Consider the following 24,798-nt stretch of genomic DNA (forward strand, 5'->3'; position numbering starts at 1 on the left):
CTCAGTGGTGCTTGTCGCTGCGGGCGATGGCCAGGAGGTGCTCGACTTCCTCGGGGTACTTCTTGAGGTTGTTCTCGTGCCAGCGCTTGATGATCCACATGCAGCCCGCCACCACGAAGCCGAAGGCGCTGATCGCGCCGTAGGCCGACAGGCCCAGGCCGGTGCACACGCTGTAGAAGCCGCCGAGCAGCAGGATGCAGGCCTGCTCGTTGAAGTTCTGCACCGCGATCGAGCGGCCGGCACCCATCAGGTTGTGGCCGCGGTGCTGCAGCAGCGCGTTCATCGGCACCACCAGGAAGCCGCCGAGGCCGCCCAGGATGATGAGGAAGGGCACCGCGAGCCACACGTTGCCGATGAAGTTCATGCAGATCACCATCAGCCCCATCGCGATGCCCATGGGGATCACGCGGGTGGCCATGTCCAGCCGCATGCGCATCGAGGCCACGATGGCGCCCACGGCGGTGCCGATGGTCACCACGCCCGTGAGGATCGAGGCCTGCGTGGTGTTGTAGCCCAGCGCCAGCGAGGCCCAGGCCAGCACGATGTACTTGAGGTTGCCGCCCGCGCCCCAGAACAGGGTGGTGGTGGCCAGCGAGATCTGGCCCAGGCGGTCGCGCCACAGGCGGGCGTTGCAGTGCCAGAAGTCGGGCAGCAGGCCGACCAGGTTGCGCGCCAGGCTGTGCTCGGGGTTGGAGCGCATCGGCCGCATCTCGACGCCGGTGTGCGGAATGCGCGTGTTGAACCAGGCCGCGACCATGTAGACCACGATCAGCACCGAGAGAGCGGCCTCGGCCGGCGAATCGATGCCGGTGTCGATGAAGGGCATGTCGAAGGCCAGCAGCTTGCTCGACACCGCGTGCCCCACCAGCGAGCCGCCGAGCACGATGCCCAGCAGGATCGAGGCGATCGTCAGACCCTCGATCCAGCCGTTGGCCTTGACCAGCTGCGAGGCCGGCAGCAGCTCGGTGAGGATGCCGTACTTGGCCGGCGAATAGGCGGCCGCGCCCAGGCCGACGATCGAATAGGACAACAGCGGGTGCGAGCCGAACAGCATCATCAGGCAGCCGAACACCTTGATGGCGTTGCTGACGAACATCACCCGCCCCTTGGGCAGCGCATCGGCGAAGGCGCCCACCAGCGGCGCGAGCACCACGTAGAAGACGGCGAAGATCGGCACCAGCGCCGCGCGCTGCCATTCGGGCGCGCCGGCGTTTCGCATGAGATCGACCGCAACGACGAAGAGCGCTTGGTCGGCCAGCGACGAAAAGAACTGGGCCGACATGATCGTGTAGAAACCGCGCTTCATCGATGGGCTGGCTGGCCAGGGGGGTCGCTGGCAGTAGTGAAAAAGTGTCGCGTGGAAGGCGAGTGGGCGGTTATAGCATGGGGGTACGACAGGCCCTGCAGGCAGCTTCTGCGTATTCGACCCCATTCCCGAAGATGCTAAAACGTGGTCTGCAAATCGTTTTCAAAGACCCTTCGCCATGCCCCGCCCCATTCTCGCCACGGTTCACACCGCTGCCTTGCGCCACAACCTCGAGCGCGTGCGCCGCAATGCGCTCGATTCCCGCGTCTGGGCGGTGGTCAAGGCCAATGCCTACGGCCACGGCATCGAGCGCGTCTACGAGGGGCTGCGTGGCGCCGACGGCTTCGCGCTGCTCGACCTGGCCGAGGCGCAGCGCGTGCGCGCGCTGGGCTGGCGCGGCCCGGTGCTGCTGCTCGAGGGCGTGTTCGAGGCGCGCGACCTCGAGCTGTGCTCGCGGCTCGATCTCTGGCACACGGTGCATTGCGACGAGCAGATCGACATGCTCGCGGCCCACAAGACCCTGCAGCCGCACCGCGTATTCCTCAAGATGAACTCGGGCATGAACCGCCTGGGCTTCACGCCCGAGCGCTTCGCCGCCGCCTGGACCCGCCTCAACGCGCTGACCCAGGTCGACGAGATCTCGCTGATGACCCACTTCAGCGACGCCGACGGCGAGCGCGGCATCGCGCACCAGGTCGAGGTCTTCGAGCGCGCCGCGCGCGACCTGCCGGGCGAGCGTTCGATCGCCAACAGCGCCGCCACCCTGCGTCATGCCGAGCGCACGCGCGGCGACTGGGTGCGCCCCGGCATCGTGCTGTACGGCAGCGCCCCCGACTTCCCGGCCAACGATGCCGCCCATTGGCAGCTGCAGCCCACCATGACGCTGTCGACGAAGCTGATCGGCGTGCAGACCCTGCAGCCCGGCGACACCATCGGCTACGGCTCGCGCTTCACGGCCGATGCGCCGCTTCGGATCGGCATCGCGGCGGTCGGCTATGCCGACGGCTATCCGCGCCACTGCGACACCGGCACCCCGGTGCTGGTCAACGGCGTGCGCACGCGCATGGTCGGGCGCGTCAGCATGGACATGATCACGGTCGACCTCACGCCCGTGCCCGACGCGCAGTTCGGCACCGAGGTCACGCTGTGGGGCCGCTCGGCCGTCAACGATGCGGTGCTGCCCATCGACGAGGTGGCGCGGGCCGCGGGCACCGTGGGCTACGAGCTGATGTGCGCGGTGGCCCAGCGCGTGCCCTTCGCACCCGAGACCGTCGACCACGACCGATGAAGGTCCTCTCCAACTGGCGCTCGGTGCGCCTTTGGGAGACGCAGGTCGAGCGCGACCTGCACCGCCACCACAGCCTGCGCACGCACGGCATCCTGATCGGCAGCTTCACGCTGCTGCTGATGTGGGGCGCCTCGGCGCTGCAGATGCACCTGCTGGGCGTGCAGTCGCTCGCGGTGCGCTACTTCATGACCCTGGGCGTGGGCTACCTCGGCTACCTGCTGGTGCTGCGCTGGTGGGCGCAGCGGCTGGTGGAGGGGCGCGCCGACCTCGGTGACGCGGTCGATGCGGGCGATGCCGGCGAGTTGGCCTTCGACGCGGGCAGCGCGCTCGCGCGCTCGGGTGCCAGGGCCGACGGCGGCCTGCTGTCCGATGCCGCCAGCGGCGCGCTCGAGGTCGCCGGCGGTGCCGACGAGGGCGCCGTGGTGGTCGTGCCGGTGGTCGCGATCTTCCTGGTCTGCATCGCCGTCGTGCTCGGCGCCGGCTCGCTGGTGCTGCTGTATTTCAGCTGGGACGCGCTGCTGGCCGTGGCGATCGAGGTGGCGTTCTCGTACGTCTCGGCGCGCGCCGCGGTGCGCGTGGCGCGCGAGGGCTGGCTCCTGGCGGCGGTGCGGCTGACCTGGAAGCCGCTGCTGGGCGCGGTCGCCTGCGCCGTGCTCCTCGGCGCCACCCTCGACCACTTCCTGCCCGAGGCGCGCAGCCTGCCCGAGGCGGTGCGCATGCTGCTCGGGCGCTGAGGCGAGGCCCGCACCGTGGACCTGCGCACCCTGCGCTACTTCATCGCCGTGCTCGAGGCCGGCAGCCTCTCGCGCGCCGCGGGCACGCTCTACATCGCGCAGCCGGCGCTCACGGCGCAGATCAAGAAGCTCGAGGCCGAGCTCGGCGCGCAGCTGTTCGACCGCTCGCACGCGGGCGTCACGCCCACGCCCGCGGGCCTGCAGCTCTACGAGGACGCGCGGCGCCTGCTGTCCGATGCCGACGCGGTGCGCGAGCGCATCCAGCGGCTGCCCCAGGGCCCCGAGGGCTCGGTCACGGTGGCCGTGCCCTTCCTGCTGGCCTCGCTGCTGCTCGGACCGGTGCTGGCCGAGCTCAAGGCCTCGCATCCGCGCATCCGCGTGTTCGTGCTCGACGACCTGAGCCTGATGGTGAAGAAGGCCATGCTCGACCGCCGCGCCGACGTCGGCATCCTGGTCGACACGCCGCAGGTCGAGGGCCTGGCCTGCCGCCCGCTCGCGCGCGAGGCCATCTTCGCCTGCGGCTTCGACCGCGACGGCAGCGTGGCGCCGCGCCTGCGCGCCGGCCGGCGCAGCAAGGCCCGGCCCGCGCCGCGGCCCGAGATCGACTTCGCCGACGCGGCCCGGCTGCCGCTGGTGCTGCAGTCGCGCCGCTTCGCGATCCGCCAGCGCGTGGAGGAGGCCGCGGCCACGCTCGGCGTGGCGCTCAACCTCGCGCACGAGCACGACTCGGCGCGCGTGATCCGCTCGCTCTATGTCTGCGGCGCCGGCTTCACCTTCACGCCGGCCTGCGCGCTGTCGGACAACCCGCCCGCGGGCGAAGGCTGGATCGCGGCGCGCGTGGTGCGGCCCGCGCTGCAGCGCAGCTACGCCATCGCCACGCCGGCTGACCGCGCCCCCGATCCCGCCGCCCAGGTGGTGGCGCGCGCCCTCGTGCGGCAGGCCGCGCGGCTGATCGCCGAGGGCCGCTGGGAGGCCGAGCTGCTGGCCGAGGTCGAGCCCGAGGCATAGCGCGGCGCCGGTCTTGCAACCGAGGCCATCAATGCGATTGATGGCTCGGCATCAGCAAACGGTATTTCCCGTGCTGGGCCGCTTTGGCGGACAGTGGCGCATCGCATGCACGAACGCATGCCTGCCCCCAGGAGACACCCCTTGCCACAGACCACCCCCCGGGTCGCCAACGTCGGCGAACTCGTTTCGCGCTGCGCGCGCCTGCACGGCCCGCGGATCGCGCTGCGCACCGAATCCCGCAGCCTCAGCTACGAGGCGCTCGACCGCCGTTCCAACCGGCTCGCCAACGCGCTGCTGGGGCTGGGCCTCGCGCGCGGCGACCGCGTCGGCATCTACCTGCCGAACTGCATCGAGATCGTCGAGGTCGAGCTGGCCTGCTACAAGGCTGCGCTGGTCAAGGCGCCGTTCAATGCGCGGCTCTCGCCCGCCGAGGTCGGCGAGATCGTCGCCAACAGCGGCGCCGCGCTGATCGTCACCACGGCCGAACGCGCCGAAAGCTTCCTGCCGCACCTGAAGGGCGACGCGCGCCCCATGCTGCTGTTCGTCGACGTGCCCGAAGGCGACGCCGCTTCCTACGAGGGCGCGCTCGGCCGCGCCAGCGATGCCTTCGAGGCCGCGAGCGTCGAGGCCGACGAGATCGCCGTGCTGCACTACACCTCGGGCTCCTCGGGCGTGCTCAAGGCCGCGATGCAGACCTTCGGCAACCGGCTCGCGCAGCTGCGCAAGTTCCTCGTGCGTTCCGAGGGCATGCGCGAAGGCCACCTGCTGGGCCTGGTCGGTCCGGTCACCCATGCCTCGGGCATGCAGATCGTGCCCGCGCTGTGCAGCGGCGCCACCATCCGGCTGTTCGCGGGCTTCGAGCCCGGCCGCTTCCTCGCCGACATGAAGGCCGAGCGCGTGACCCACACCTTCATGGTGCCGACCATGATCAACATGCTGCTGGCCGAGCTCGAGGGCCGCTACCGCCCGCTGCCCGACCTGCAGCGCCTGGGCTACGGCGCCGCGCCGATGGCGCCCGCGCGCATCCTGCGCGCCATGGACGTGTTCGGCCCGGTGCTGTCGCAGGGCTACGGCGCGGGCGAGACCACCTCGGGCGTCTGCGGCCTCGGCGTGGAGGACCACCTGTTCGCGCGCGCCGCCGCGCCCGGGCGGCTGGCCTCGTGCGGCCGGCCCTTCCTCGAGTCGCTGGTGGAGATCGTCGACGACGCGGGCCAACCCGTGGCCCGCGGCGAGATCGGCGAGATCGTGGTCAGCGGCCCCGACGTGTTCGCCGGCTACTGGCGCGCGCCCGAGCTCACGGCCGAGGTGCTGCAGAACGGCCGCTACCACACGGGCGACCTCGCGCGCGCCGACGACCAGGGCTTCGTCTACATCGTCGACCGCAAGAAGGACATGGTGATCAGCGGCGGCTTCAACGTCTATCCCTCGGAGGTCGAGGCCGTGCTCTACCAGCACGAGGCCGTCGCCGATGCCTGCGTGTTCGCCGTGCCCGACGACAAGTGGGGCGAGGCCGTGGCCGCGCACGTGGTGCTCAAGCCCGGCCATGCGCTCGACACGGGCGCGCTCGATGCCTTCTGCGCCGAGCGGCTCGGCGGCTTCAAGCGGCCGCGCCGCGTGGAGTTCGTGGGCGCGCTGCCGAAGAACCCGAACGGCAAGGTCGCGCGCAAGGCGATCCAGGCGCCGTACTGGGCCGGCCAGAGCCGCATGGTCAACTGAAGGCGGGGACGGACATGAACGCATCCCTCCCGTCGTCCGGCGCCCATGCGCGCCCCTTCGAAGGTTCCGCGCGCGCGGCCGAGCTGATCGCGCGCATCGAGGACTTCCTGCACGGCGAACTCGCCGACCTGGTGCGCGCGCACGGCATCGACCACGAGCACGGCGCGAGCCGCGAGCTGCTGCAGCAGGTCTGGCGCCGCTCGCAGGCGCTGGGCTTCTACGGCATGACCCTGCCCGAAGCCATGGGCGGGCTCGGTCTGTCGGTGCTCGACCACGTGCTCGTCAAGGAAGCGATCTACGCGAGCGGCTCGCCGCTGGCGCCGCACGTGCTCGGCGAGCTCAGCGGCCCGCCGCGCGTGGGTGCGCTGGTGCGCAAGGCCACGCCGCACCACATGGAGCGCTTCATCGTGCCGGTGGCGCGCGCCGAGAAGGCGATCTGCTTCGCGTTGACCGAGGCCGAGGCCGGCTCCGACGCGGGCGCGGTGCAGACACGCGCCGTGCGTGAGGGCGAACACTTCGTGCTCAACGGCCGCAAGCGCTTCATCTCGGGCTCGCCCTTCGCCGACTTCGCGGTGCTGATGGCCTCCACCGCGAGCGACCCGGCGCAGCGCGAGGTCAGCGCCTTCTTCGTCGACCTCGCGCAGCCCGGCGTGCGCGTGGAGGCCGGCTACAAGACCATGGCGGGCCAGTCGCACACCGGCGACATCGTGCTCGAGGACTGCCGCATCCCGGTGGCGAACCTCGTGGGCGAACCCGGCCGCGGCCTCGCGCTCGCGCTCGGTCGCATCACGGTCAACCGGCTGCTGCACTGCCCCGCGATGGTGGGGCTGGCCGCGGTGGCGCTGCGCGATGCCTGCGAGTACGCGAGCCGGCGGCGCCAGTTCGGCCGCGCCATCGGCCAGTTCCAGGCGATCCAGCACCTGCTGGCCGACATGGCGACCGAGCTGGCGGCCGCGCGCGCGCTGATGCTCGCGACCGCGCGCCAGATCGATGCCGGCTCCGAGGCGCGCGCCGAGGCCTCGATGGCCAAGCTGTTCTGCTCCGAGTCGGCCTTCCGCATCGCCGACCGCGCGGTGCAGATCCATGGCGGCGAGGGCATCGTGCAGGGCCGGCGCGTGGAGTTCCTGTTCCGCATGCTGCGCATGTACCGCGTGCTGACCGGCACCAGCGAGATCCAGCGCAACACCATCGCGCGCGAGCTGCTCGGTGAGCTTCCGGGCTGAACGCATCAACCAAGAACGACAAGGAGACAACCCCATGTGCTTCACGGACCGCCGCCGCTTCCTCGGCACCGCTTCCGCCGCGCTGGCCGCCTTCGCGCTGCCGGCCGCCTCGCGCGCCCGCGCGGCCGCCGCGCCCTGGCCCGAGCGCCCGATCAAGTGGGTCGTGCCCTACCTCGCGGGCACCGGTCCCGACATCACGGCGCGCGTGCTGGCCGAGGCCGTGGGCCCGCTGCTGGGCCAGCCGGTGGTGATCGAGAACAAGGGCGGCGCGGGCGGCAACATCGGCGCGCGGCTGGTGGCGCGCGCGCCGGCCGATGGCTACACCTGGATCTACTCGGCCGCGCCGATGGCCGCCAACATGCGCATGTACCGCAGCCCCGGCTACGACGCGCTCAAGGACTTCCGCCACCTCATGCGGCTCACCACCTCCGACATCGTGCTGGTGGTGAACGCCAACGCCGGCATCGCGAGCCTGGCCGAGCTGGCCGCGAAGGCGCGCGCGAACCCCGGCAAGCTCGACTACGCCTCGGGCGGCGTGGGCACGCCCTCGCACCTCGGCGTGGAACTGCTGCTGAACGCGCTCGGCGCGCAGGCCACGCACGTGCCCTACAAGGGCGCCTCGGAGCTGGTCAACGCCATCCTCGGCCAGCAGGTGGTGTTCGGCACGCCGATCCTGTCGGTGGCCGCGCCGCAGATCCAGGCCGGCAGGCTCAAGGCGCTCGCGATCGCGGGCGCGCGCCGCAACCCCACACTGCCCGAGGTGCCCACGCTGGCCGAGCTCGGCGTGAAGGGCGTCGAGCTGACCTCCTGGGGCGGCATCTCGGTGCCGGCCGGCACGCCCGATGCGATCGCCGAGCGCATCCGCGCGGCCTTCGAGAAGGCGCTCGCGCAGCCCGCGGTGCAGGCCACGCTGGCCGAGAACGGCGGCCTGGCCAGCCCGCAGGGCGCGCGCGAGTACACGCGCGGCTTCACGCAGGAGATGGCGCTGACCGAGACGATGATGAAGCAGGCGGGGCTGCAGCCGCAGTGAGGCTCAGCCCTCGGTGCCGAGGTGCGCCACGAGGTGGTCGATCAGTACCCGGCACTTGGGCACGGTGAAGCGGTTCGGCGGATAGAGGATCCAGGCATGGCCGTGGTAGTTGCCGCGGAACTCCCAGTCGCCGAGCACGCGCGCCACGCGGCCCTCGCCCAGGGACTGCTGCGCCGAGAAGGCCGGCACGCAGGCCACGCCCAGGCCTGCCGTCGCGGCCTCCATGCGCATCTCGCTGTGGTTGGCGATGTAGCGGCCATGTACCGTCACCTCCACGTCGTCCTCGCCGGGGCGGCTGAAGCGCCAGTGGTTGTCGCGCTCGTGCTCGCCCAGCGACAGGCAGCTGTGGGCCGCGAGGTCGCGCGGGTGCGCGATGGCCGCATGGCCCTCGAGGTACGCGGGCGCGGCCACCAGGATGTGCGCCACCGCCATCAGCCGCCGCGCCACCAGCCCCTCGGGCGGCTCGGTGGTGAGCCGCACCACGAGGTCGACGCCCTCGCGGATCGGATCGATGTCGCGGTCCTCCACGATCAGCTGCACGTCGACCGCGGGATGGCGCGCGAGGAAGTCCAGCACCAGCGGATGCAGCACCCGGCGCGCGAAGGCCTTGGGCGCGCTCAGCCGCACCAGCCCGCGCGGCTCGGCCGAGAAGCGCTGCGCCAGCGCCATCGTGTCCTGCGCCGCGGCCGCCAGTTCGCGGCAGCGCTCGAAGGCCTCGGCGCCGGCCTCGGTCAGGCGCAGCTGGCGCGTCGTGCGCTGCAGCAGCTGCACGCCGATCTCCTTCTCGAGCCGCTTCACCTGCCGGCTCGCGGCCGAGGGCGTGATGCCCAGCAGCTCGGCCGCGGCCGAGAAGCTGCCGAGCTCGGCCACGCGCAGGAAGGCCACCATCTCGGGCAGTACCTTGAGGAATGAATTCGGTCCCACGGTGCAACAGTCCTGTTCCTGCGGATGGCTACTCGCCGCGATCGATGCCCGGAACAATTCCGCCTCGGTCCCGCGCATGGCGCGCGGGCACCGGCATCGAACAGGCGGAGTATGGATTCAAAGCGCGCGGGCGGCGTCGCCCTCACCCCCGGCGGCGTGCCGGCCCGGCCCGGCTTCGGCATGGCCGAACTCATGCTGCTGCTGGTGGCGGCGGTCTGGGGCGGCAGCTATGCGGTCGCCAAGCAGGCCACGCTGCAACTGCCGGTGCTCGAGTTCGTCGCGCTGCGCTTCGGCCTGACCTTCCTCGTGCTGCTGCCCGCGCTGCGCCCGCTCGTCGGGCCGCAATGGCGGCAGGGGCTCGCGGTGGGCGGGCTGCTGGGCGCGAACCTGCTCGCGATCTTCGTCTGCGAGACCTTCGGCGTCTCGCTCACCAGCGCGAGCAACGCCGCCTTCCTGATCAGCCTGTGCGTGGCCTTCACGCCGCTGGCCGAATGGTGGCTGCTCGGCGAGCGGCCCGCGCCGCGCGTGTTCGCGGCCGCGGCGATCTCGCTCGCGGGCGCCGCGCTGCTGTCGCTGAGCGCGCATGCCTCGGCGACGTCCGCTGGCCTGGGCTGGGGCGATGCGCTGATGGTCGCGGCCGCCGTGCTGCGCGCCCTCATGGTCTGCCTGACGCGCCGCCTCGCGGGCCGCCATGCGCTGCCGGCGCTCACGCTGACCGCGGTGCAGGCGGGCACCATGGCCCTGGGCGCGGCCGTGCTGGCGCTCGCGGTGTCGGGCGGCGCCTGGCATGTGCCGCCGGCCACGGCCTCGTTCTGGTGGGGCATGGCCTACCTCGTGCTGCTGTGCACCGTGTTCGCCTTCTTCGCGCAGAACCATGCGGCCTCGCGCACCAGCCCGAGCCGGGTGTCGCTGCTGATGGGCAGCGAGCCGGTGTTCGGCGCGCTGATCGCGGTCTGGGGCTTCGGCGAACGGGTCGGCCCCGGCGGCTGGATCGGCGGCGCGATGATCGTCGCGGCCGCGTGGTGGGTCACGCTGCCGCCGCGCCGGGCTTGAGCCCGCCGGGCATGGCATCCTCGGCGTGCATGACCGATTTCTCCGTGGCCCATGGCCCCCACACCCTGCGGGGCTCGATCCTTCCGAATGCATTGGGCGAGCCGCCGCGCGTGCTGGCGCTGCATGGCGGCGGCGTCCAGGCCTCGCGGCGCGGCATCCGCTACCTGCTCGACGGCCTGGTGCAGGGTGGCGTGCCCTGCGCCTCCTTCGACTTCTGCGGCCATGGCGAGAGCGATGGGCAGCTCGAGGGCTCGAGCCTCGCGCACCGCGTGGCGCAGGCGCGGACGGTCACCGAGCGGGTGGCACCGGGCCGGTCGATGTCGCTGATCACCAGCAGCATGGGCGGCCACATCGCCTGCGCGCTGATCCCGGTGCTGAACCCGTCCGCGCTGGTGCTGTTCTGCCCGGCCGCCTACGTGGCCGAGGCCGAGGGCGCGCCCTTCGGCCCGCGCTTCCAGGGCATATTGCGCGCGACCCGCGACGAGGACTACGCGGCCTCGCCGGCCTTCGCCGCGCTCGATCGCTTCGAGGGCCGGCTGCTGCTGGTGCTCGGCGACGAGGACGCTGTCATTCCCGCCGCGGTGCTCGCGCAGTACGCGCAGCGGGCGCGGCGCGCGAAGAGCGTGGAAGTGCTGCGGCTCGCGGGCGCGGGCCACAAGCTGCACGAATGGCTGCCCGCGCATCCGCGGGACCACGCGCGCGTGCTGGAGGCCGCGCTGCGCACGCTGGCGTAGCGCCAGGGCCAGCGCCGCTCAGTACAGCTCAGTACAGGCCGAGCTGCCGCGTCTTCAGGCGCGCCAGCCCCAGCAGCGCATCGGTGAACGGCGTCGCCACGGCGGTCAGTTCGCCGAGCTCGCGCACCACGGTCACGAGGGCGTCGAGCTCGACCGAGCGGCCGGCCTCCACGTCCTGCAGCATCGAGGTCTTGAAGGCGCCGAGCTTGCGCGTGACGGCGTGGCGGTCTTCCGGGCTCTGCGCGATCTCGATGCCGATGCGGCGACCGATCTCCTTGGCCTCGAGCATCACGGCCGAGATGAAGCCGCGCACGTAGTCGTCGCCCATGATCAGGTCGGTGGTGGCACCGGTCAGCGCGCTGATCGGGTTCACCGTCATGTTGCCCCAGAGCTTGAACCAGACGTCGCGCTGGATCTGCGGCGACAGCGTGGTCTCGATGCCCGTGGCCTGCAGCAGCTCGACCAGCTTTTTCACGCGCGGCGTGGCCTCGCCCGAGGGCTCGCCCACGATCAGGCCGTTGCCGAAGTGATGCCGCACCACGCCGGGCGCGTCGAGCGAGCAGCTGCAGTGCACCACGCCGCCGATCACGTTGGCCGCTGGAATGGCACGCGCGATCGCGCCGTCGGGGTCGACCGCGCCCAGGCGGTGGCCCGCGATGGGGCCGCCGAAGCCGCCCTCGAGGAACCACCAGGGCACGCCGTTCATCGCGGTCAGCACCATGGTGTCGGCACCGATCAGCGGCGCGATGCGCTCGGCCACCCCGGCCAGCGCCGGCGCCTTGACGGCGATCACCACCAGGTCCTGCACGCCGAGTTCTTCCGGGTCGGCCACCGCGTTCACCGGCACGCGCGTGCGCACGTCGCCGCGCATCAGCGAGAGGCCGTCGCGCTGCAGCGCTTCGAGCGTGGCGCCGCGCGCCACCACGTTGAGGCGCTGGCCCGCTTGTGCGAGGCCGACGCCGATCCATCCGCCGATCGCGCCGGCGCCGTAAATGCAGATCTTCATGGTCGGATCGTAGCGGTCAGGCGCGGTAGGAAGGATCGATGCGGTCGACCTGGCGCACCAGGGCATTGAACACGTCCTGGCCGGCGCCATGCGCGGGGCTGAACTGCAGCGCGTCGCGCGTGCAGCGGCGCGCGATCTCCTCGCTCACGGGGATCGCGGCGCCCATCGAGAAGGTCGCCATCTGGATCTCGCAGGCGCGCTGCAGGGTCCAGAGGATCGCGAAGGTCTGCGGCAAGGTCTGGCCCCAGGCCAGCAGGCCGTGGTTGCGCAGGATGACCGCGTTGCGGTCGCCGATGCTCTGCAGCAGGCGCGGGCCCTCGTCGGCGTGGATGGTGATGCCCTCGAACTCGTGGTAGGCCACCATGCCGTGCAGCTGCGCGGTATAGAAGTTGGTCTGCTGCAGGCCGCCCTGCAGGCAGGCCACGGCCACGCCCGCGGTGGTGTGCGTGTGCATCACGCAGTGCGCGCCCTCGAGGCCGTCGTGGATCGCGGCATGCACCGTGAAGCCGGCCGGGTTGACCGGGAAGGTCGAGCCGTCGAGCACGCGGCCCTGCAGGTCGATCTTCACCAGGTTGCTCGCCGTGACCTCGCTGTAGTGCAGGCCGAAGGGATTGATCAGGAACTGCTTCTCGCCACCGGTCACGCTGTCGGGCAGCCGCACCGTGATGTGGTTGTAGATCATCTCGGTCCAGCCCAGCATCGCGAAGATGCGATAGCAGGCCGCGAGCTCCTCGCGCGCGGCGCGCTCGTCGGGATGGATCGAGGGATGGACCAGGGCCGACGCGGACGACGGCGTGGTGGTGGCGAGAGGGGTCATTGCAGTTCCTTCATGGGGTTAGCCTTCCGCGGTGAAGCCGACTTCCTTGACGATCGGCGCCCACTTGGCGGTGTCTTTCTTCAACAGTTCGGTCAGCTCGGCGGGCGTGGACGACATGGCTTCCAGGCCGAAGGTGCCGAGGCCGTCGACCACGTCCTTCTGCGCCAACGCGTTCTTCATCGAGGCATTGAGCCTCGCGACCAGCTCGGGCGAGGCCTTGGCCGGCAGGAAGAAGGCGAACCACTCGCTGTGCGCCATGTCCTGGATGCCCTGCTCGCCGAAGGTCGGCACGTCGGGCGCGAAGCGGCTGCGCTTGGCGCCCGAGACGCCGAGGATGCGCACCTTGCCCGTGGGCAGGTGCTGCGTGATGTCGCCGATCGGGCCCGACACCGCCGAGATGTTGCCGCCCAGCAGGTCGAGCATGGCCGGCTGCGTGCCGCGGTAGGCCGCGTGCTTGAGCTCGACGCCGCCCTTCTTGCCGAGCAGCGCGCCGATGAAGTGCGGCGTGGAGCCGGCGGCCGGCGAGCCGTAGTTGGCGCCGGCCGGGTTGGCCTTGGCCCAGGCCAGGAATTCGGGCACGGTCTTCACGCTGGCCGGCACGGCCGGGCCGACCGCGAAGCCGAAGTCGAAGATGCAGCCGATGGTCACGGGCGTGAGGTCGACCATCGGGTCGTACGGCAGCTTCTTGTAGATGTGCGGGTAGATCGTGAGGATCGAGGTCGGCGTCTGCAGGATCGTGGTGCCGTCGGCCGGCCGGCCCTTGACGTAGCCGACCGCGATCTGGCCGCCCGCGCCGGTGCGGTTCTCCACCACCGCCGCGCGCGCGTAGTCGGGGCTCAGCTTGGTCGCGACCCGGCGGCAGATCGTGTCCGAGGTGCCGCCGGCCGCGAAGCCGGTGACGATGGTCGCGGTCTCGATGCCGGCCTGCGCGAAGGCCCGTTGGCCGATGCCGGCAAGCAGCGCGGAGGCGCCGGTGGACTGCAGCAGCTGGCGGCGGGTGAAGCTCATGATGGTTCTGTCTCCGGGTAACGGTGGTTGGGGGTCAGGACTCGTCGCGCAGCCAGGTGACCGCGCCCGAATGGGTCACCGCGCCCTGGTGGGCCGGGCGCACGGTGAGCGCGTATTTTTCCAGCAAGCCACCGCGCGGGACCCCCGCGTTTACCTCACGTCCGGCGAGGCGCCGCGCGATCTCCTCGTCCGTCAGTTCCACCGAAATGGTGCGCGCCGCCGCGCGCGCGTCGATCGCGATCAGGTCGCCGTCGCGCAGCGCCGCGATCGGGCCGCCGTCGGCCGCCTCGGGCCCGGCATAGCCGATGCACAGGCCGCGCGTGGCGCCCGAGAAGCGGCCGTCGGTCAGCAGCGCCACCTTGTCGCCCATGCCCTGGCCGTAGAGCAGGGCGGTGATGCCCAGCATCTCGCGCATGCCGGGGCTGCCCTTCGGGCCCTCGTTGCGGATCACGATCACGTCGCCCGCTTCGTACAGCCGGTTCTGCACCGCCGTCTGCGCCTGTTCCTCCGAATCGAAGACGCGTGCCGGGCCGCGGTGCACCAGCGTCTGCAGGCCGGCGGTCTTGAGCAGCGCGCCGTCGGGGCAGAGGTTGCCCTTGAGCACCGCCAGCCCGCCGTCGCGCGTGATCGGGTTGCCGGCCTCGCGCACCACCCGGCCGTCGGGCGCCAGCGCGTCGGCCAGTTCCTCGGCCATGGTGCGGCCGGTGAAGGTGAGCACGTCGCCGTGCAGGAAGCCCTGCTCGAGCAGCGTGCGCAGGATCACGCCGGCGCCGCCGATGTAGAACACGTCGCGCGCGAGGTAGTGCCCGCCCGGGCGCAGGTCGGCGATGAGCGGCGTGCGCGCGAACACCTCGGCCACGTCGTCGAGGTGGAAGCGAATGCCGGCCTCGTGCGCGATCGCCGGCAGGTGCAGCGCGGCATTGGTCGAGCCGCCGGTGGCCGAGACCACGGCGCAGGCGTTCTCGAGCGCCTTGCGCGTGACGATCTCGCGCGGCAGCGGGCTGTCGCCCATCACGGCCTTCATCAGCGTCTTCGCGGCGCGGCGCATCAGCGGCGCGCGCTCGCTGAACACGGCCGGCACCATGCTCGAGCCGATCGGCGCGAGGCCCAGCGCCTCCGACACCATGCCCATGGTGTTGGCCGTGAACTGGCCCGCGCAGGCGCCGGCCGTGGGCAGGCAGGCGCGGCTCATGGCGTCGAGCTCGTCGTGCGTGGCCGTGCCGGCCAGCACCTTGCCGATGGTCTCGTAGGTGTCGACCACGTTGAGGTCGCGCCCGTCGGGCCCGGGCATCTGGCCCGGCAGCGCCGAGCCGCCGTGCACGAACACGCTCGGCACGTTGCAGCGCACCATGCCCATCATCAGGCCCGGCAGGTTCTTGTCGCAGGCGCCGATCGCGAAGATGCCGTCCCACTGGTGGCCGCGCACCGAGGCTTCCACGCTGTCGGCGATCAGCTCGCGCGAGATCAGCGAGAAGCGCATGCCCGAGTGCGCCATGGTCAGCCCGTCGCTGACCGACACCACCGGGCATTCGTGCGGCGTGCCGCCGCCCGCGTAGATGCCGGTCTTGGCATGCTGCGCCTGCTCGCGCAGGTTCAGGTTGCACGGGCTCATCTCGCCGCCGGTGTGGAACACGCCGACGTGCGGGCGCTCGATGTCCTCGTCGTCCTGGCCCAGCGCATGCAGGAAGCTGCGCGTGGTCGCGCGGATCGTGCCCTCGCGGATGGTGGCGGAACGGAAGCGCGGCGGCTTGGGATCGGTGGGCGTGGTCATCGGCTGGCGGCGGGCTGGCTCGGGTGGGGGAAAAGGGTCAGAACATGCCGTTGCTGTTGGCGGCGGTCTCGGGCACCGGCTGGATCACGTCCCAGTGCTCGACGATCTTGCCGTTCTCGAGCTTGAAGATGTCGACGATCGCGTTGCCGCGCGTGCCGGGCTCGCGCACCGCGTGCACGTGCAGGATCACGTAGTCGCCCTCGGCGAAGCTGCGCTTGATCTCGCTTTTCGAGTTCGGGAATTTCTCGCGCAGGAAGGCGATGAACTTGCGGAAGCCCTCGGGCCCGTCGGCCGCGGTCGGGTTGTGCTGCACGTAGCGGTTGCCCACGTACTGGAGCGCGGCCTCGGCGTCCTTCTGGTTCAGGCCCTTCTCGTAGAAGGCCAGCACGGCCTGGCGGTTGGCTTCCTGCTGCGCGCCGGGGCCGGTGGCGGGGAGTTGGGCGCAGGCCGCGAGGCCCAGCACGGCGGCGGCGGCGAGGAACTTGAGGGCGAGGCGGCGCATGCGGACTCCTGTCGTTGCTTCAGTAGCTGCTGGGAGCGGGCGCGGCCGGGGCGGCGCCGTTCTTGAACTTGGCGGCGAGCTGGCGCGCGGCCGCGGCCAGCACGATGGTGTCCACCCCCACGGCCACGAAGGTGGCGCCGGCCGCGAGCCACTTGCGTGCCTGCTCCTCGGTGGTCGAGAGGATGCCCGCGGCCTTGCCGGCCTTCTGGATGCGCGCGACCGCGTCGGCGATCACCGCCTGCACCTCGGGATGGTTCGGCTGGCCCACGAAGCCCATCGAGGCCGACAGGTCGGCCGGGCCGATGAACACGCCGTCGACGCCGGGCGTGGCCGCGATCGCGTCGAGGTTCTTCATCGCCTCCACCGTCTCGGCCTGCACCAGCAGGCAGGTCTGGGCATTGGCTTCGTGCAGGTAGTTCGGATAGGCCTGCCAGCGCGAGGCCCGCGCGAGCGCGCTGCCCATGCCGCGGATGCCTTCGGGCGGATAGCGCATGCCCTGCACCATGCGCGCGGCCTGCTCGGCGGTGTCGACCATCGGCACCAGCAGCGTCTGCGCGCCGATGTCGAGGTACTGCTTGAGCAGCGTGGTGTCGCCCACGGGCACGCGCACGATCGGCTGCGGCCGGGTCGCGCCCTCGGGCAGCGCCGACCAGGCGCTCGAGATGCCCTGCAGCTGCGCGAGCACCGAGCGCACGTCGTTGGGTGCGTGCTCGCCGTCGACCAGCAGCCAGTCGTAGCCGGTGCCGGCCAGGATCTCGGCCGCGTAGCCGTCGGCCAGGCCGACCCACAGGCCGATCTGGGCGCGCTTCTCGGCCATGGCCTTCTTGAACAGGTTGATGGGGGTGTGCATGGAGGATTCCGAAAAGGTCAGACGAGGCGGAACGACACGGCGCCCAGCGGGCCGTAGTCGGCATGGAAGGTGTCGCCGGGCAGCGCGGTGGTCGGGCGCGTGAACGAGCCGCCGAGCACGACCTCGCCGGCCTCCAGGTGTTCGTCCCAGGGCGCGAGCTTGTTCGCGAGCCAGGCCACGCCGGTGGCCGGATGGTTGAGAACGGCCGCGGCCACGCCCGATTCCTCGATCACGCCGTTCTTGTAGAGCAGCGCGCTGACCCAGCGCAGGTCGACCGCGTCGGGCTTCACGGGCCGCCCACCGATCACGATGCCGGCATTGGCCGCGTTGTCGGCGATGGTGTCGAAGACCTTGCGCGGCGCCTTGGTGTGGCGGTCGAACTGCTCGATGCGCGCATCGATGATCTCGATCGCCGGCACCACGTAGTCGGTGGCCGCGAGCACGTCGAAGATGGTCACGCCCGGGCCCTTGAGCGGCTTGCCGAGGATGAAGGCCAGCTCGACCTCGATGCGCGGCGCGATGAAGCGCGCGAACGGGATGTCGGAGCCCTGCTCGAAGAACATGTCGTCGAGCAGCGTGCCGTAGTCGGGCTCGGTGATCTGGCTCGACTGCTGCATCGCGCGCGAGGTCAGGCCGATCTTGTGGCCCTTGGCCACGCGGCCCTCGGCGATCTTCTGCCGGACCCATTCGCGCGAGATCGCATAGCCGTCCTCGATGGTCATCTCGGGAAAGCGCTTGGAGAAATGCTCGACCTGCACGCGCGAGCGTTCGCTCTCGTGCAGTTCGGCCGCGAGCCGGGCGATGGTGTCGGAAGAAAGCATGGCGGTGTGTGTGGGGGTCAGCTCTTGTTGAACAGGGGGTGCAGGTTGCTGTGCTTGCCGTCGTAGACCTGGCCGGGGCTCTCGTCGATCTGCAGCGTGATGCCGATGTGGCGTTGCGAGAAGACGGGCTCGAAGTGGCTTCGCACCCTGGCCAGCAGCTCGTCGCCGGCCTTCTTCTTCACTGCCTCCGAGCGCCCCGCGGCCATGCGCAGGTTGAGGTAGACGAAGGCGTAGTCGGCCTTGCCGTCGGCCACCGCGTAGTGCGCGGCCGGGTAGGCCAGCACGCGCGTGCCGCCGATCGGGAACACGGGCTTGCCGGCCTCGTCGCGCTGCTCGAGCATGGTGTCGGCCAGCGTGCGGCACAGCGCCGACATGTCGGTCTCGGCCTCGATGTTGGGCGTGTAGAGGATCACCAGGTGCGGCATGGTCGTGCTCCGTTCAAACCACCGACATCGTCGCGGCCGTGCAGGTCACCGCGAAGATCGGAATGGCCTTCATGTGGAAGATCTCGCCCTGGCCGCGCGCGGCCGCGGCCACGCTGAGGAAGGTGCGGATCTCGAAGCCGCCCTGGCCGGCCTCGCGGTAGGTCGCCTCGTCGCCGTAGTCGTCGAGCGACAGCAGCGCCTCGCGGTCGTTGGCGCACCAGCGGCGCATGAACTCGGCGTCCCACTCGGCGTTGACCTTGCCCGAATCGGGCGTGGCCGGCCAGTGCGAGATGCCGCCGGTGCCCACCAGCGCGATGCGCTCGGGCACCTTGTCGCAGGCGCGGCGCAGCGCCTCGCCGAAGGCCCAGGCGCGGTGCAGCGGCGTGAGCGGCGGGCCCTGGCAGTTGATGTTGACCGGGATCACCTTGGTGTCGAAGTCCGGCGTGAGGAAGTTCAGCGGCACCATGATGCCGTGGTCGAACTTCCACTCCTCGGCATAGGCCACGTCCACCGTCTGCATCACCTCGCGGATCAGCCGCTGCGACAGCGCGGCGTCGCCCGGGATGGTGTGCTTCTCGATGCCGAGCCACTTCGGGTCCTCGATCGGGCCCTCGTAGCTGTCGGCCATGCCGATCGCATAGGCCGGCATGTTGTTCATGAAGAAGTTCGCGAAGTGCTCGGCCGCGATCACGATCACCGCGTCGGGCTTGGTCGCGCGCATGGCCTCGCCGAAGCGATGGAACTGCGCGTGGAACTCGTCCTTCACCGCCGGGTCGGCGAGATGCGCGCGGCCGGTGATGCCGGGGGCGTGGCTGCACACGCCTGCGAATACGAGGCTCATACGCCCGCCACCTTTTCGTCTGTGCTTGTCGTCATTGCATAGATGCCGGCGCGCACCGGCCCGTACTTGCGCACGCCCTCGCGCATGGCCTCGAGGTAGTCGGCCCACGGAATGCCCAGCAGCGGCGCGAAGTGCATCAAGAGCTGCCCGTTGCAGCCCAGCACGTAGAGCTTGCCGACGTCGCCGCCGTCGATCGCTTCGCGCTCCTCGTCGCTGAGGTCGTAGCCGCCGAGCAGCGCCTTGCGCGTGTCGCCGCCTTCGGCATAGCGCCGCTGCACCTCGGCATCGCGGTTGAGCGCGAACAGGAATTTCTGCATCGCATAGAGGCTCATGGTCAGCCCTCGATCTGGATGTTGGCCTTGCGGATCACGTCGCCGTACTTCGCGATCTCGCTCTGGACGAAGACCGCGAAGCGCTCGGGCGAGCCCGACAGCGACGCGATGCCGCCCTTGCGGAAGGCCTCGGTCACCACCGGTCCCGCGAGCGCGCGGTTGACCTCGGCGTTCACGCGCTGCACCACGGCGTCGGGCGTGCCGGCGGGCGCCAGCAGGCCGTTCCACGAATTGGACTCGATCGCCACGCCCTGTTCGGCCAGTGTGGGAATGTTCGGCGCGTACTGCGAGCGCTGCGCGGTCGCCATGCCCAGCGCCACCAGCTTGCCGCCCTCGACGTGGCCGCGGAACTCGGGCCAGTTGCCGAACATCATCGTGACCTGGCCGCCGAGCAGGTCGGTCAGCGCCGGGCCCTGGCCCTTGTAGGGCACGTGCACGATGTCCAGGCCCATCTGCAGCTTGAGCATCTCGCCCGAGAGGTGGGCCGAGGTGCCGTTGCCGAAGGAGGCGAAGCTCAGCGTGCCGGGCCTGGCCTTGGCCTGGTCGCGCAGGTCGGCCAGCGTCTTCAGGCCGCTGCCCGGATGGGTGGCGAGCACATGCTCCGACATGCCCATCAGCGCCACCGGGCGCAGGTCCTTCAGCGTGTCGTAGGGCAGCTTGCGCACCAGCGTCTGGTTGGCCGCGAAACTGTTGGCCACGCAGACGAAGCTGTAGCCGTCGGGCGCGGCCTTGGCGACCGTGTCGACGCCGATCACCGTGCCCGCGCCGGGCTTGTTCTCGATCACCACGGGCTGGCCCAAGGTCTTCGCGAGCTCGGTGCCGACCAGTCGCGCGACGAAGTCGGTGGTGCCGCCGGGCGGGAAGGGCACGACGATGCGCACCGGCCGGGCCGGCCACGCGGCCTGGGCGCGCGCCAGCATCGGCAGTGCCGCGAGCGCGGCCGTGCCTTGCAGCAACGTGCGGCGACCCAGGCTCATGCCACGCCCCAGTGCGGGATGTGGTGCGAGCCCAGCGACACCGCCACGTTCTTCGGCTCGCAGAACACCTCGTAGCTCCAGGTGCCGCCTTCGCGGCCCGTGCCCGAGGCCTTGGTGCCGCCGAAGGGCTGGCGCAAGTCTCTGACGTTCTGGCTGTTGACGAAGCACATGCCGGCCTCCACGGCCGCGGCCACGCGGTGCGCCTTGCCGATGTTCTCGGTCCAGACGTAGCTCGACAGGCCGTACTGGATGTCGTTGGCGAGCTCGATGGCATGCGCCTCGTCGCGGAACGGGATCAGGCAGGCGACGGGGCCGAAGATCTCGTCCTGCGCGATCTTCATGCGGTTGTCGACGTCGGCGAACACCGTGGGCACCACGTAGTTGCCCTTCTTCACGCGGTCGGGCAGGTTGTTCGGTGCTTCGAGGCCGCCGCACAGCAGCGTGGCGCCTTCCTTCGGGCCCAGCTCGATGTAGCTGCGCACCTTGGCCAGGTGGGCCTGCGAGATCATCGGGCCGACGATGGTCTTCTCGTCGAGCGGATCGCCCACCGTGATGCGCCTGGCGCGCTCGGCGAATTTGGCGGCGAAGTCGGCGTAGATCGACTGCTGCACCAGGATGCGCGAGCCGGCCGTGCAGCGCTCGCCGTTGTTGCTGAAGATCATGAACACGGCCGCGTCGAGCGCGCGGTCGAGGTCGGCGTCGTCGAAGATCACGAACGGGCTCTTGCCGCCGAGCTCCATGCTGAACTTCTTGAGGCCCGCGCTCTTCACGATGCGGTTGCCGGTGGCGGTGGAGCCGGTGAACGAGATCGCGCGCACGTCGGGGTGCGCCACCAGCGGCTCGCCCGCTTCCTTGCCGTAGCCGTGCACCAGGTTCAGCACGCCGGGCGGAATGCCGGCCTCGAGCGCCAGCTCGCCGAGGCGCGCGGCCGAGAGCGGCGAGAGCTCGCTCATCTTCAGCACGGCCGTGTTGCCGAAGGCCAGGCAGGGCGCGACCTTCCAGGTGGCGGTCATGAAGGGCACGTTCCACGGACTGATCAGCGCGCACACGCCGACCGGGTGGAACAGCGTGTAGTTCAGGTGCGTGGGCGTGGGATAGGTGTGGCCGTCGACGCGCGTGCACATCTCGGCGAAGTAGTAGAAGTTGTCGGCCGCGCGCGGCACCAGCTGCTTGCCCGTCTGCGCGATGACCTGGCCGCAGTCGTTGGTCTCGGTCTGTGCGATCTCGGGCACGTTCTTCGCGATCAGGTCGCCGAGCTTGCGGATCAGCTTCGCGCGCTCGGGCGCGGGCATGCCGGCCCACTTGGGAAAGGCTTCCTTGGCGGCGGCCACGGCCGCGTTCACCTCGGCCTCGCCGCCGGAGGCGACTTCGGCCAGCACTTCCTGCGTGGCGGGGTTGACGGTCTCGAAGTAGTCCGAGCCCTTGACGGACTTGCCGCCGATGAGATGGTCGATCTGTTGCATGAGGGAATCCGGTTCAGTCCAGTTTGATGTCGCGCGCCTTGATCAAGGCATGCCATTTCTTGCGCTCCGCATCGGTGTAGCGCGTCATTTCGGTGGCGTCGGCGGGGCGGGCCTCCCAGCCGGCGTCGTAGAGCTTCTGGCGCACGCCGGCATCGGCCATGGCCTTCTGCAGCTCGGTGCCGAGCTTCGCCTGCACCTCCCTGGGCGTGGCCGCGGGCACGACCAGGCCCTGCCAGGTGTAGGCCTCGACGTTGGCGAAGCCCAGTTCCCTGGCGGTGGGAATGTTCGGCAGTTGCGGCACGCGCTCGGCCGACATGGCGAGCAGCGGCACCACCTTGCCGGCCTTGACCGCGCTCACGCCACTGGGCAGGTCGAGCATCATCAGCGCGACCTGGCCGCCCATCAGGTCCTGCAGCGCGGGCGCGCCGCCCTTGTAGGGCACGTGCAGCATCGACACCCCGGCTTCGCGCTGGAACAGTTCGTAGGCGAGATGGTGCGGACTGCCGGTGCCCGGCGTCGCGATGCTGTACTTGCCGGGCGAGGCCTTGAGCGCGGCCAGCAGCGCCTTCGCATCGGCGATGCCCGCATTGGGCGCGGCCGTGATGATCAGCGGCGAGCGGCCCATCATGCCGACCAGCGCGAAGTCCTTCTCGGCGTCGTAGGGCAGCTTCTTGTAGAGCGCGGGGTTGTAGACCAGCACGCCGTTGTCGGCGGAGAACACGGTGTAGCCGTCGCCGGCCGAGCGCGCCACGTTCTCCGACGCGATGATCGCGCCGGCGCCGGGCCGGTTGTCGACCAGCACCGGCTGGCCCAGCTGCTGCGACACCTGCGCGCCCACGGTGCGCGCGAGGAAGTCGGTGCCGCCGCCGGCCGGATAGCCGACCACCCAGCGCACCGGCTTGGCGGGGTAGGCGGTCTGCGCGACGGCGAGGGCCGAGACGGCCAGCGCCATCGTGGCTGTGGCCACGGATTGGAGAAGCTTCTTGCCGGTGATCATGTCGTGTCGTCTCCGCTGATTTCTTGGGCGTGTGAATGGAAAAGGAGAGCGCGCCGCGCCGGCGCGCTGGAAAAAATCAGGCCGCGGCGATGGTGTTGACCAGCGCGCCGATGCCCTCGATCTCGGTCACGACCTCGTCGCCGGGCTGGCAGTCGACCACGCCGTCGGGCGTGCCCGTGAGGATCAGGTCGCCCGGCGACAGCGTCATGAAGCGGCTGAAGTACTCGATCAGGAAGGGCGCGTCGAAGATCATGTCGCGCGTGTTGCCCTGCTGCGTGACCTGGCCGTTGACCGTGGTGCGCAGCGCGAGCGCCATCGGGTCGGCCACGTCCTTCGCATCGACCAGCCAGGGGCCGATCGGCGTGCAGGTGTCGCGGTTCTTCACGCGCAGGTTGGGGCGGTACCAGTTCTCGAGGTAGTCGCGGATCGCGTAGTCGTTGGCCACGGTGTAGCCGCCGATGAAGTCGTAGGCGTCGTCGCGCTTCACATGGCGCGCGGTCTTGCCGATGACGATCGCGAGCTCGCACTCGTAGTGCATGAACTGCACGCCAGCCGGGCGGAAGGTCTTCTGGCGGTGGCCGATCAGCGCGCTCTGGCCCTTGACGAAGACCAGCGGCTCCTCGGGCGCCTTGAACTCGAGTTCCTTCGCATGGTCGGCGTAGTTGAGGCCGAGCGCGAGGATGGTGCGCGGGCGCGGCGTGGGCGCGAGCGGCGGCAGCCAGTCGACGGCGTCGAAGCCGACCACGCGGCCATCGGCCAGCCGCAGCGCGCCGTCGTGTTCGACGGCCTCGTGCACGGCGTTCTCGTAGCGGATGCGTGCGTGCTTCATGCGGCGGCTCCCGTCTCTTCTGCAACCAGGGTGTTGGTGAGCGTCTCGAAGCCCGGCGCCGAGATCTCGATGCGGTCGCCCACGCGCGCCAGCGGCCGGCCCGCGCCGCAGCCGAGCATCAGCACGTCGCCGTGCGCCAGCGTCATGAATTCGCCGACTTCGGCCAGCAGCTGGCGCGCGGGGCGCACCAGCGTGGAGAAGTCCAGCGTCTGCCTGACTTCGCCGTTGATGCGCACCTCGACGCGGAATGCCGCGGGATCGTCCACCTCCTGCGCGTCGCGCAGCGCGGGGCCGATGCCGAGGAAGCCGTCGAGGCACTTGAACTTGACGGGCGGGCGGAAGAAGCTGGCATGCGGCACCGACAGGTCGTTCATCGGCACGAAGCCCTCGATGTCGCCGTCGGCGCCGACCACCATGCCGATGCTCGCGCCCACCTCGACCTCGGGCACGTTCGCCGGCACGGGGATCGCGGCGCCATGCGGGCTCCAGGTGTTGGCGGTCTTGACGTAGAGCACCGGGGCCTTGGGCGGCGCCTTGTAGGGCGGCGCGCTCATCTGCGGCGCGAGCGCTTCCACCTCGGCGCGGAAGTTGAGCAGCGTGCCGTAGACGGTGCCGGCGGGAAGGAAATGGGAAGGTGAAGAAGGGGGGCTCATGGCTGTTCCAGTGCGATCAGTTCGTCGAGCAGCTCGTAGAGCTGGCCGAGCTTGTCCTTGCCCAGGGATTGCTCCATCCACTGGTAGTGCGCCTCGATGCTCGAGGACAGCTTGGTGACCAGCTTCATGCCGCGCGGCGTGGCCTCGACCACGGTGCGGCGCTGGTCGGCCGGGTCGCGGCTGCGCGTGATCAGGTCGTCGCGCTCCATGCGTGCGAGCACGCCCGTGAGGCTGGGCCCGAGGATGAAGGCCTCGCGCGCCACGCGGCCGGTTTCGACCGCGCCGTGTTCGCCGAGCACGCGCAGCACGCGCCACTGCTGGTCCGACAGCGCATGCACGCGCAGGCTGGGCCGGGTGTGGGCCATGACGGCTTCGCGCGCCTGCAGCAGCAGGCGCGGAAGGTTGCGGTGGGTGAAGGCGGTGCTCATGTCGATCGATTTATTTAACATGTTAAATGATCGGCAAAAAAACACGGCTACGGGATAACCCT

General features: G+C 70.7%; 26 protein-coding genes. 8 read left to right on the top strand and 18 right to left on the bottom strand.

Going from position 1 to position 24,798, the window contains the following annotated elements; all coding sequences use genetic code 11:
• Position 1: 1 nt before the first annotated feature.
• Positions 2–1,306, bottom strand: coding sequence for a lysophospholipid transporter LplT (gene lplT, locus AC07PU_RS15035; RefSeq protein ID WP_093343952.1), 1,305 nt, complete (start codon positions 1,304–1,306; stop codon positions 2–4).
• Between the two features lie 178 nt (positions 1,307–1,484).
• Here lplT and alr point away from each other — a divergent pair, with 178 nt between their 5' ends.
• The 6 genes from alr (at position 1,485) to AC07PU_RS15065 (ending at position 8,305) form a co-directional block, all read left to right on the top strand.
• Positions 1,485–2,594, top strand: coding sequence for an alanine racemase (alr, locus tag AC07PU_RS15040; protein WP_495318482.1), 1,110 nt, complete (start codon positions 1,485–1,487; stop codon positions 2,592–2,594).
• Positions 2,591–3,328: a hypothetical protein gene (locus AC07PU_RS15045; RefSeq protein WP_495318484.1), complete on the top strand. Its 738-nt coding sequence runs from the start codon at positions 2,591–2,593 to the stop codon at positions 3,326–3,328. The genes alr and AC07PU_RS15045 overlap by 4 nt, the downstream gene beginning before the upstream one ends.
• 15 nt (positions 3,329–3,343) lie before the next feature.
• On the top strand, positions 3,344–4,336 hold the full coding sequence (locus AC07PU_RS15050; protein ID WP_495318486.1) for a LysR family transcriptional regulator: 993 nt from the start codon (positions 3,344–3,346) through the stop codon (positions 4,334–4,336).
• A gap of 105 nt (positions 4,337–4,441) precedes the next feature.
• A complete protein-coding gene (locus tag AC07PU_RS15055; RefSeq protein ID WP_495318487.1) occupies positions 4,442–6,052 on the top strand; it encodes an AMP-binding protein in 1,611 nt (536 codons plus the stop codon).
• 14 nt (positions 6,053–6,066) lie between these two features.
• Positions 6,067–7,275, top strand: a complete 1,209-nt coding sequence (locus tag AC07PU_RS15060) for an acyl-CoA dehydrogenase family protein (protein ID WP_495318489.1) — start codon at positions 6,067–6,069, stop codon at positions 7,273–7,275.
• Between the two features lie 34 nt (positions 7,276–7,309).
• A complete protein-coding gene (locus tag AC07PU_RS15065; RefSeq protein ID WP_093343960.1) occupies positions 7,310–8,305 on the top strand; it encodes a tripartite tricarboxylate transporter substrate binding protein in 996 nt (331 codons plus the stop codon).
• Between the two features lie 3 nt (positions 8,306–8,308).
• Here AC07PU_RS15065 and AC07PU_RS15070 read toward each other — a convergent pair whose 3' ends face one another.
• Positions 8,309–9,229: a LysR family transcriptional regulator gene (locus tag AC07PU_RS15070; RefSeq protein ID WP_495318491.1), complete on the bottom strand. Its 921-nt coding sequence runs from the start codon at positions 9,227–9,229 to the stop codon at positions 8,309–8,311.
• A 111-nt stretch (positions 9,230–9,340) separates the two neighbouring features.
• Here AC07PU_RS15070 and AC07PU_RS15075 point away from each other — a divergent pair, with 111 nt between their 5' ends.
• Together AC07PU_RS15075 and AC07PU_RS15080 are read left to right on the top strand one after the other, a co-directional pair.
• A complete protein-coding gene (locus AC07PU_RS15075) occupies positions 9,341–10,282 on the top strand; it encodes a DMT family transporter (protein ID WP_495318493.1) in 942 nt (313 codons plus the stop codon).
• A gap of 29 nt (positions 10,283–10,311) precedes the next feature.
• Complete coding sequence (locus AC07PU_RS15080; protein WP_495318495.1) at positions 10,312–11,016, top strand: alpha/beta hydrolase; 705 nt, start codon at positions 10,312–10,314, stop codon at positions 11,014–11,016.
• A 28-nt stretch (positions 11,017–11,044) separates the two neighbouring features.
• On the opposite strand, the gene AC07PU_RS15085 is transcribed toward AC07PU_RS15080, so the two are convergent.
• The 16 genes from AC07PU_RS15085 to hpaR all read right to left on the bottom strand — a co-directional run bounded on the left by AC07PU_RS15085 (position 11,045) and on the right by hpaR (position 24,736).
• The gene (locus tag AC07PU_RS15085) at positions 11,045–12,022 is read right to left on the bottom strand and encodes a 2-dehydropantoate 2-reductase (protein WP_495318497.1); all 978 of its coding nucleotides are present in this window, start codon (positions 12,020–12,022) and stop codon (positions 11,045–11,047) included.
• Between the two features lie 16 nt (positions 12,023–12,038).
• Positions 12,039–12,839, bottom strand: a complete 801-nt coding sequence (locus tag AC07PU_RS15090) for a class II aldolase/adducin family protein (protein ID WP_490876533.1) — start codon at positions 12,837–12,839, stop codon at positions 12,039–12,041.
• Positions 12,840–12,857: 18 nt separating this feature from the next.
• Positions 12,858–13,847, bottom strand: a complete 990-nt coding sequence (locus AC07PU_RS15095) for a Bug family tripartite tricarboxylate transporter substrate binding protein (protein ID WP_208510155.1) — start codon at positions 13,845–13,847, stop codon at positions 12,858–12,860.
• 34 nt (positions 13,848–13,881) lie between these two features.
• Entirely contained in the window at positions 13,882–15,618 is a 1,737-nt protein-coding gene (gene ilvD, locus AC07PU_RS15100) for a dihydroxy-acid dehydratase (RefSeq protein WP_495318499.1), read from the bottom strand.
• 37 nt (positions 15,619–15,655) lie between these two features.
• Positions 15,656–16,120, bottom strand: a complete 465-nt coding sequence (locus AC07PU_RS15105) for a nuclear transport factor 2 family protein (protein WP_495318501.1) — start codon at positions 16,118–16,120, stop codon at positions 15,656–15,658.
• 19 nt (positions 16,121–16,139) lie between these two features.
• Positions 16,140–16,970, bottom strand: a complete 831-nt coding sequence (gene hpaI / locus AC07PU_RS15110; RefSeq protein ID WP_495318503.1) for a 4-hydroxy-2-oxoheptanedioate aldolase — start codon at positions 16,968–16,970, stop codon at positions 16,140–16,142.
• Positions 16,971–16,987: 17 nt separating this feature from the next.
• Positions 16,988–17,791, bottom strand: a complete 804-nt coding sequence (hpaH, locus tag AC07PU_RS15115; protein WP_413761803.1) for a 2-oxo-hept-4-ene-1,7-dioate hydratase — start codon at positions 17,789–17,791, stop codon at positions 16,988–16,990.
• 17 nt (positions 17,792–17,808) lie between these two features.
• Entirely contained in the window at positions 17,809–18,216 is a 408-nt protein-coding gene (locus AC07PU_RS15120; RefSeq protein WP_495318506.1) for a 5-carboxymethyl-2-hydroxymuconate Delta-isomerase, read from the bottom strand.
• Positions 18,217–18,229: 13 nt separating this feature from the next.
• A complete protein-coding gene (locus tag AC07PU_RS15125; protein WP_057592750.1) occupies positions 18,230–19,057 on the bottom strand; it encodes a DODA-type extradiol aromatic ring-opening family dioxygenase in 828 nt (275 codons plus the stop codon).
• The gene (locus tag AC07PU_RS15130; RefSeq protein ID WP_489041056.1) at positions 19,054–19,389 is read right to left on the bottom strand and encodes an aromatic ring-opening dioxygenase subunit LigA; all 336 of its coding nucleotides are present in this window, start codon (positions 19,387–19,389) and stop codon (positions 19,054–19,056) included. The genes AC07PU_RS15125 and AC07PU_RS15130 overlap by 4 nt, the downstream gene beginning before the upstream one ends.
• 2 nt (positions 19,390–19,391) lie before the next feature.
• The gene (locus AC07PU_RS15135) at positions 19,392–20,366 is read right to left on the bottom strand and encodes a tripartite tricarboxylate transporter substrate binding protein (protein WP_495318509.1); all 975 of its coding nucleotides are present in this window, start codon (positions 20,364–20,366) and stop codon (positions 19,392–19,394) included.
• Complete coding sequence (hpaE, locus tag AC07PU_RS15140; protein WP_495318511.1) at positions 20,363–21,829, bottom strand: 5-carboxymethyl-2-hydroxymuconate semialdehyde dehydrogenase; 1,467 nt, start codon at positions 21,827–21,829, stop codon at positions 20,363–20,365. Before hpaE ends, AC07PU_RS15135 begins: the two co-directional genes overlap by 4 nt.
• Positions 21,830–21,842: 13 nt before the next feature.
• On the bottom strand, positions 21,843–22,826 hold the full coding sequence (locus tag AC07PU_RS15145) for a Bug family tripartite tricarboxylate transporter substrate binding protein (protein WP_495318513.1): 984 nt from the start codon (positions 22,824–22,826) through the stop codon (positions 21,843–21,845).
• 76 nt (positions 22,827–22,902) lie between these two features.
• Positions 22,903–23,655: a fumarylacetoacetate hydrolase family protein gene (locus AC07PU_RS15150; RefSeq protein ID WP_057592754.1), complete on the bottom strand. Its 753-nt coding sequence runs from the start codon at positions 23,653–23,655 to the stop codon at positions 22,903–22,905.
• Positions 23,652–24,308 carry a fumarylacetoacetate hydrolase family protein gene (locus AC07PU_RS15155; RefSeq protein ID WP_057592755.1) on the bottom strand — a complete coding sequence of 219 codons (657 nt, stop codon included), beginning with the start codon at positions 24,306–24,308 and terminating at the stop codon, positions 23,652–23,654. The genes AC07PU_RS15150 and AC07PU_RS15155 overlap by 4 nt, the downstream gene beginning before the upstream one ends.
• Positions 24,305–24,736, bottom strand: a complete 432-nt coding sequence (gene hpaR / locus AC07PU_RS15160) for a homoprotocatechuate degradation operon regulator HpaR (RefSeq protein ID WP_203203734.1) — start codon at positions 24,734–24,736, stop codon at positions 24,305–24,307. The genes AC07PU_RS15155 and hpaR overlap by 4 nt, the downstream gene beginning before the upstream one ends.
• Positions 24,737–24,798: the final 62 nt, after the last annotated feature.

The sequence above is a fragment of the Variovorax sp. GW821-FHT10D07 genome, assembly GCF_059415325.1.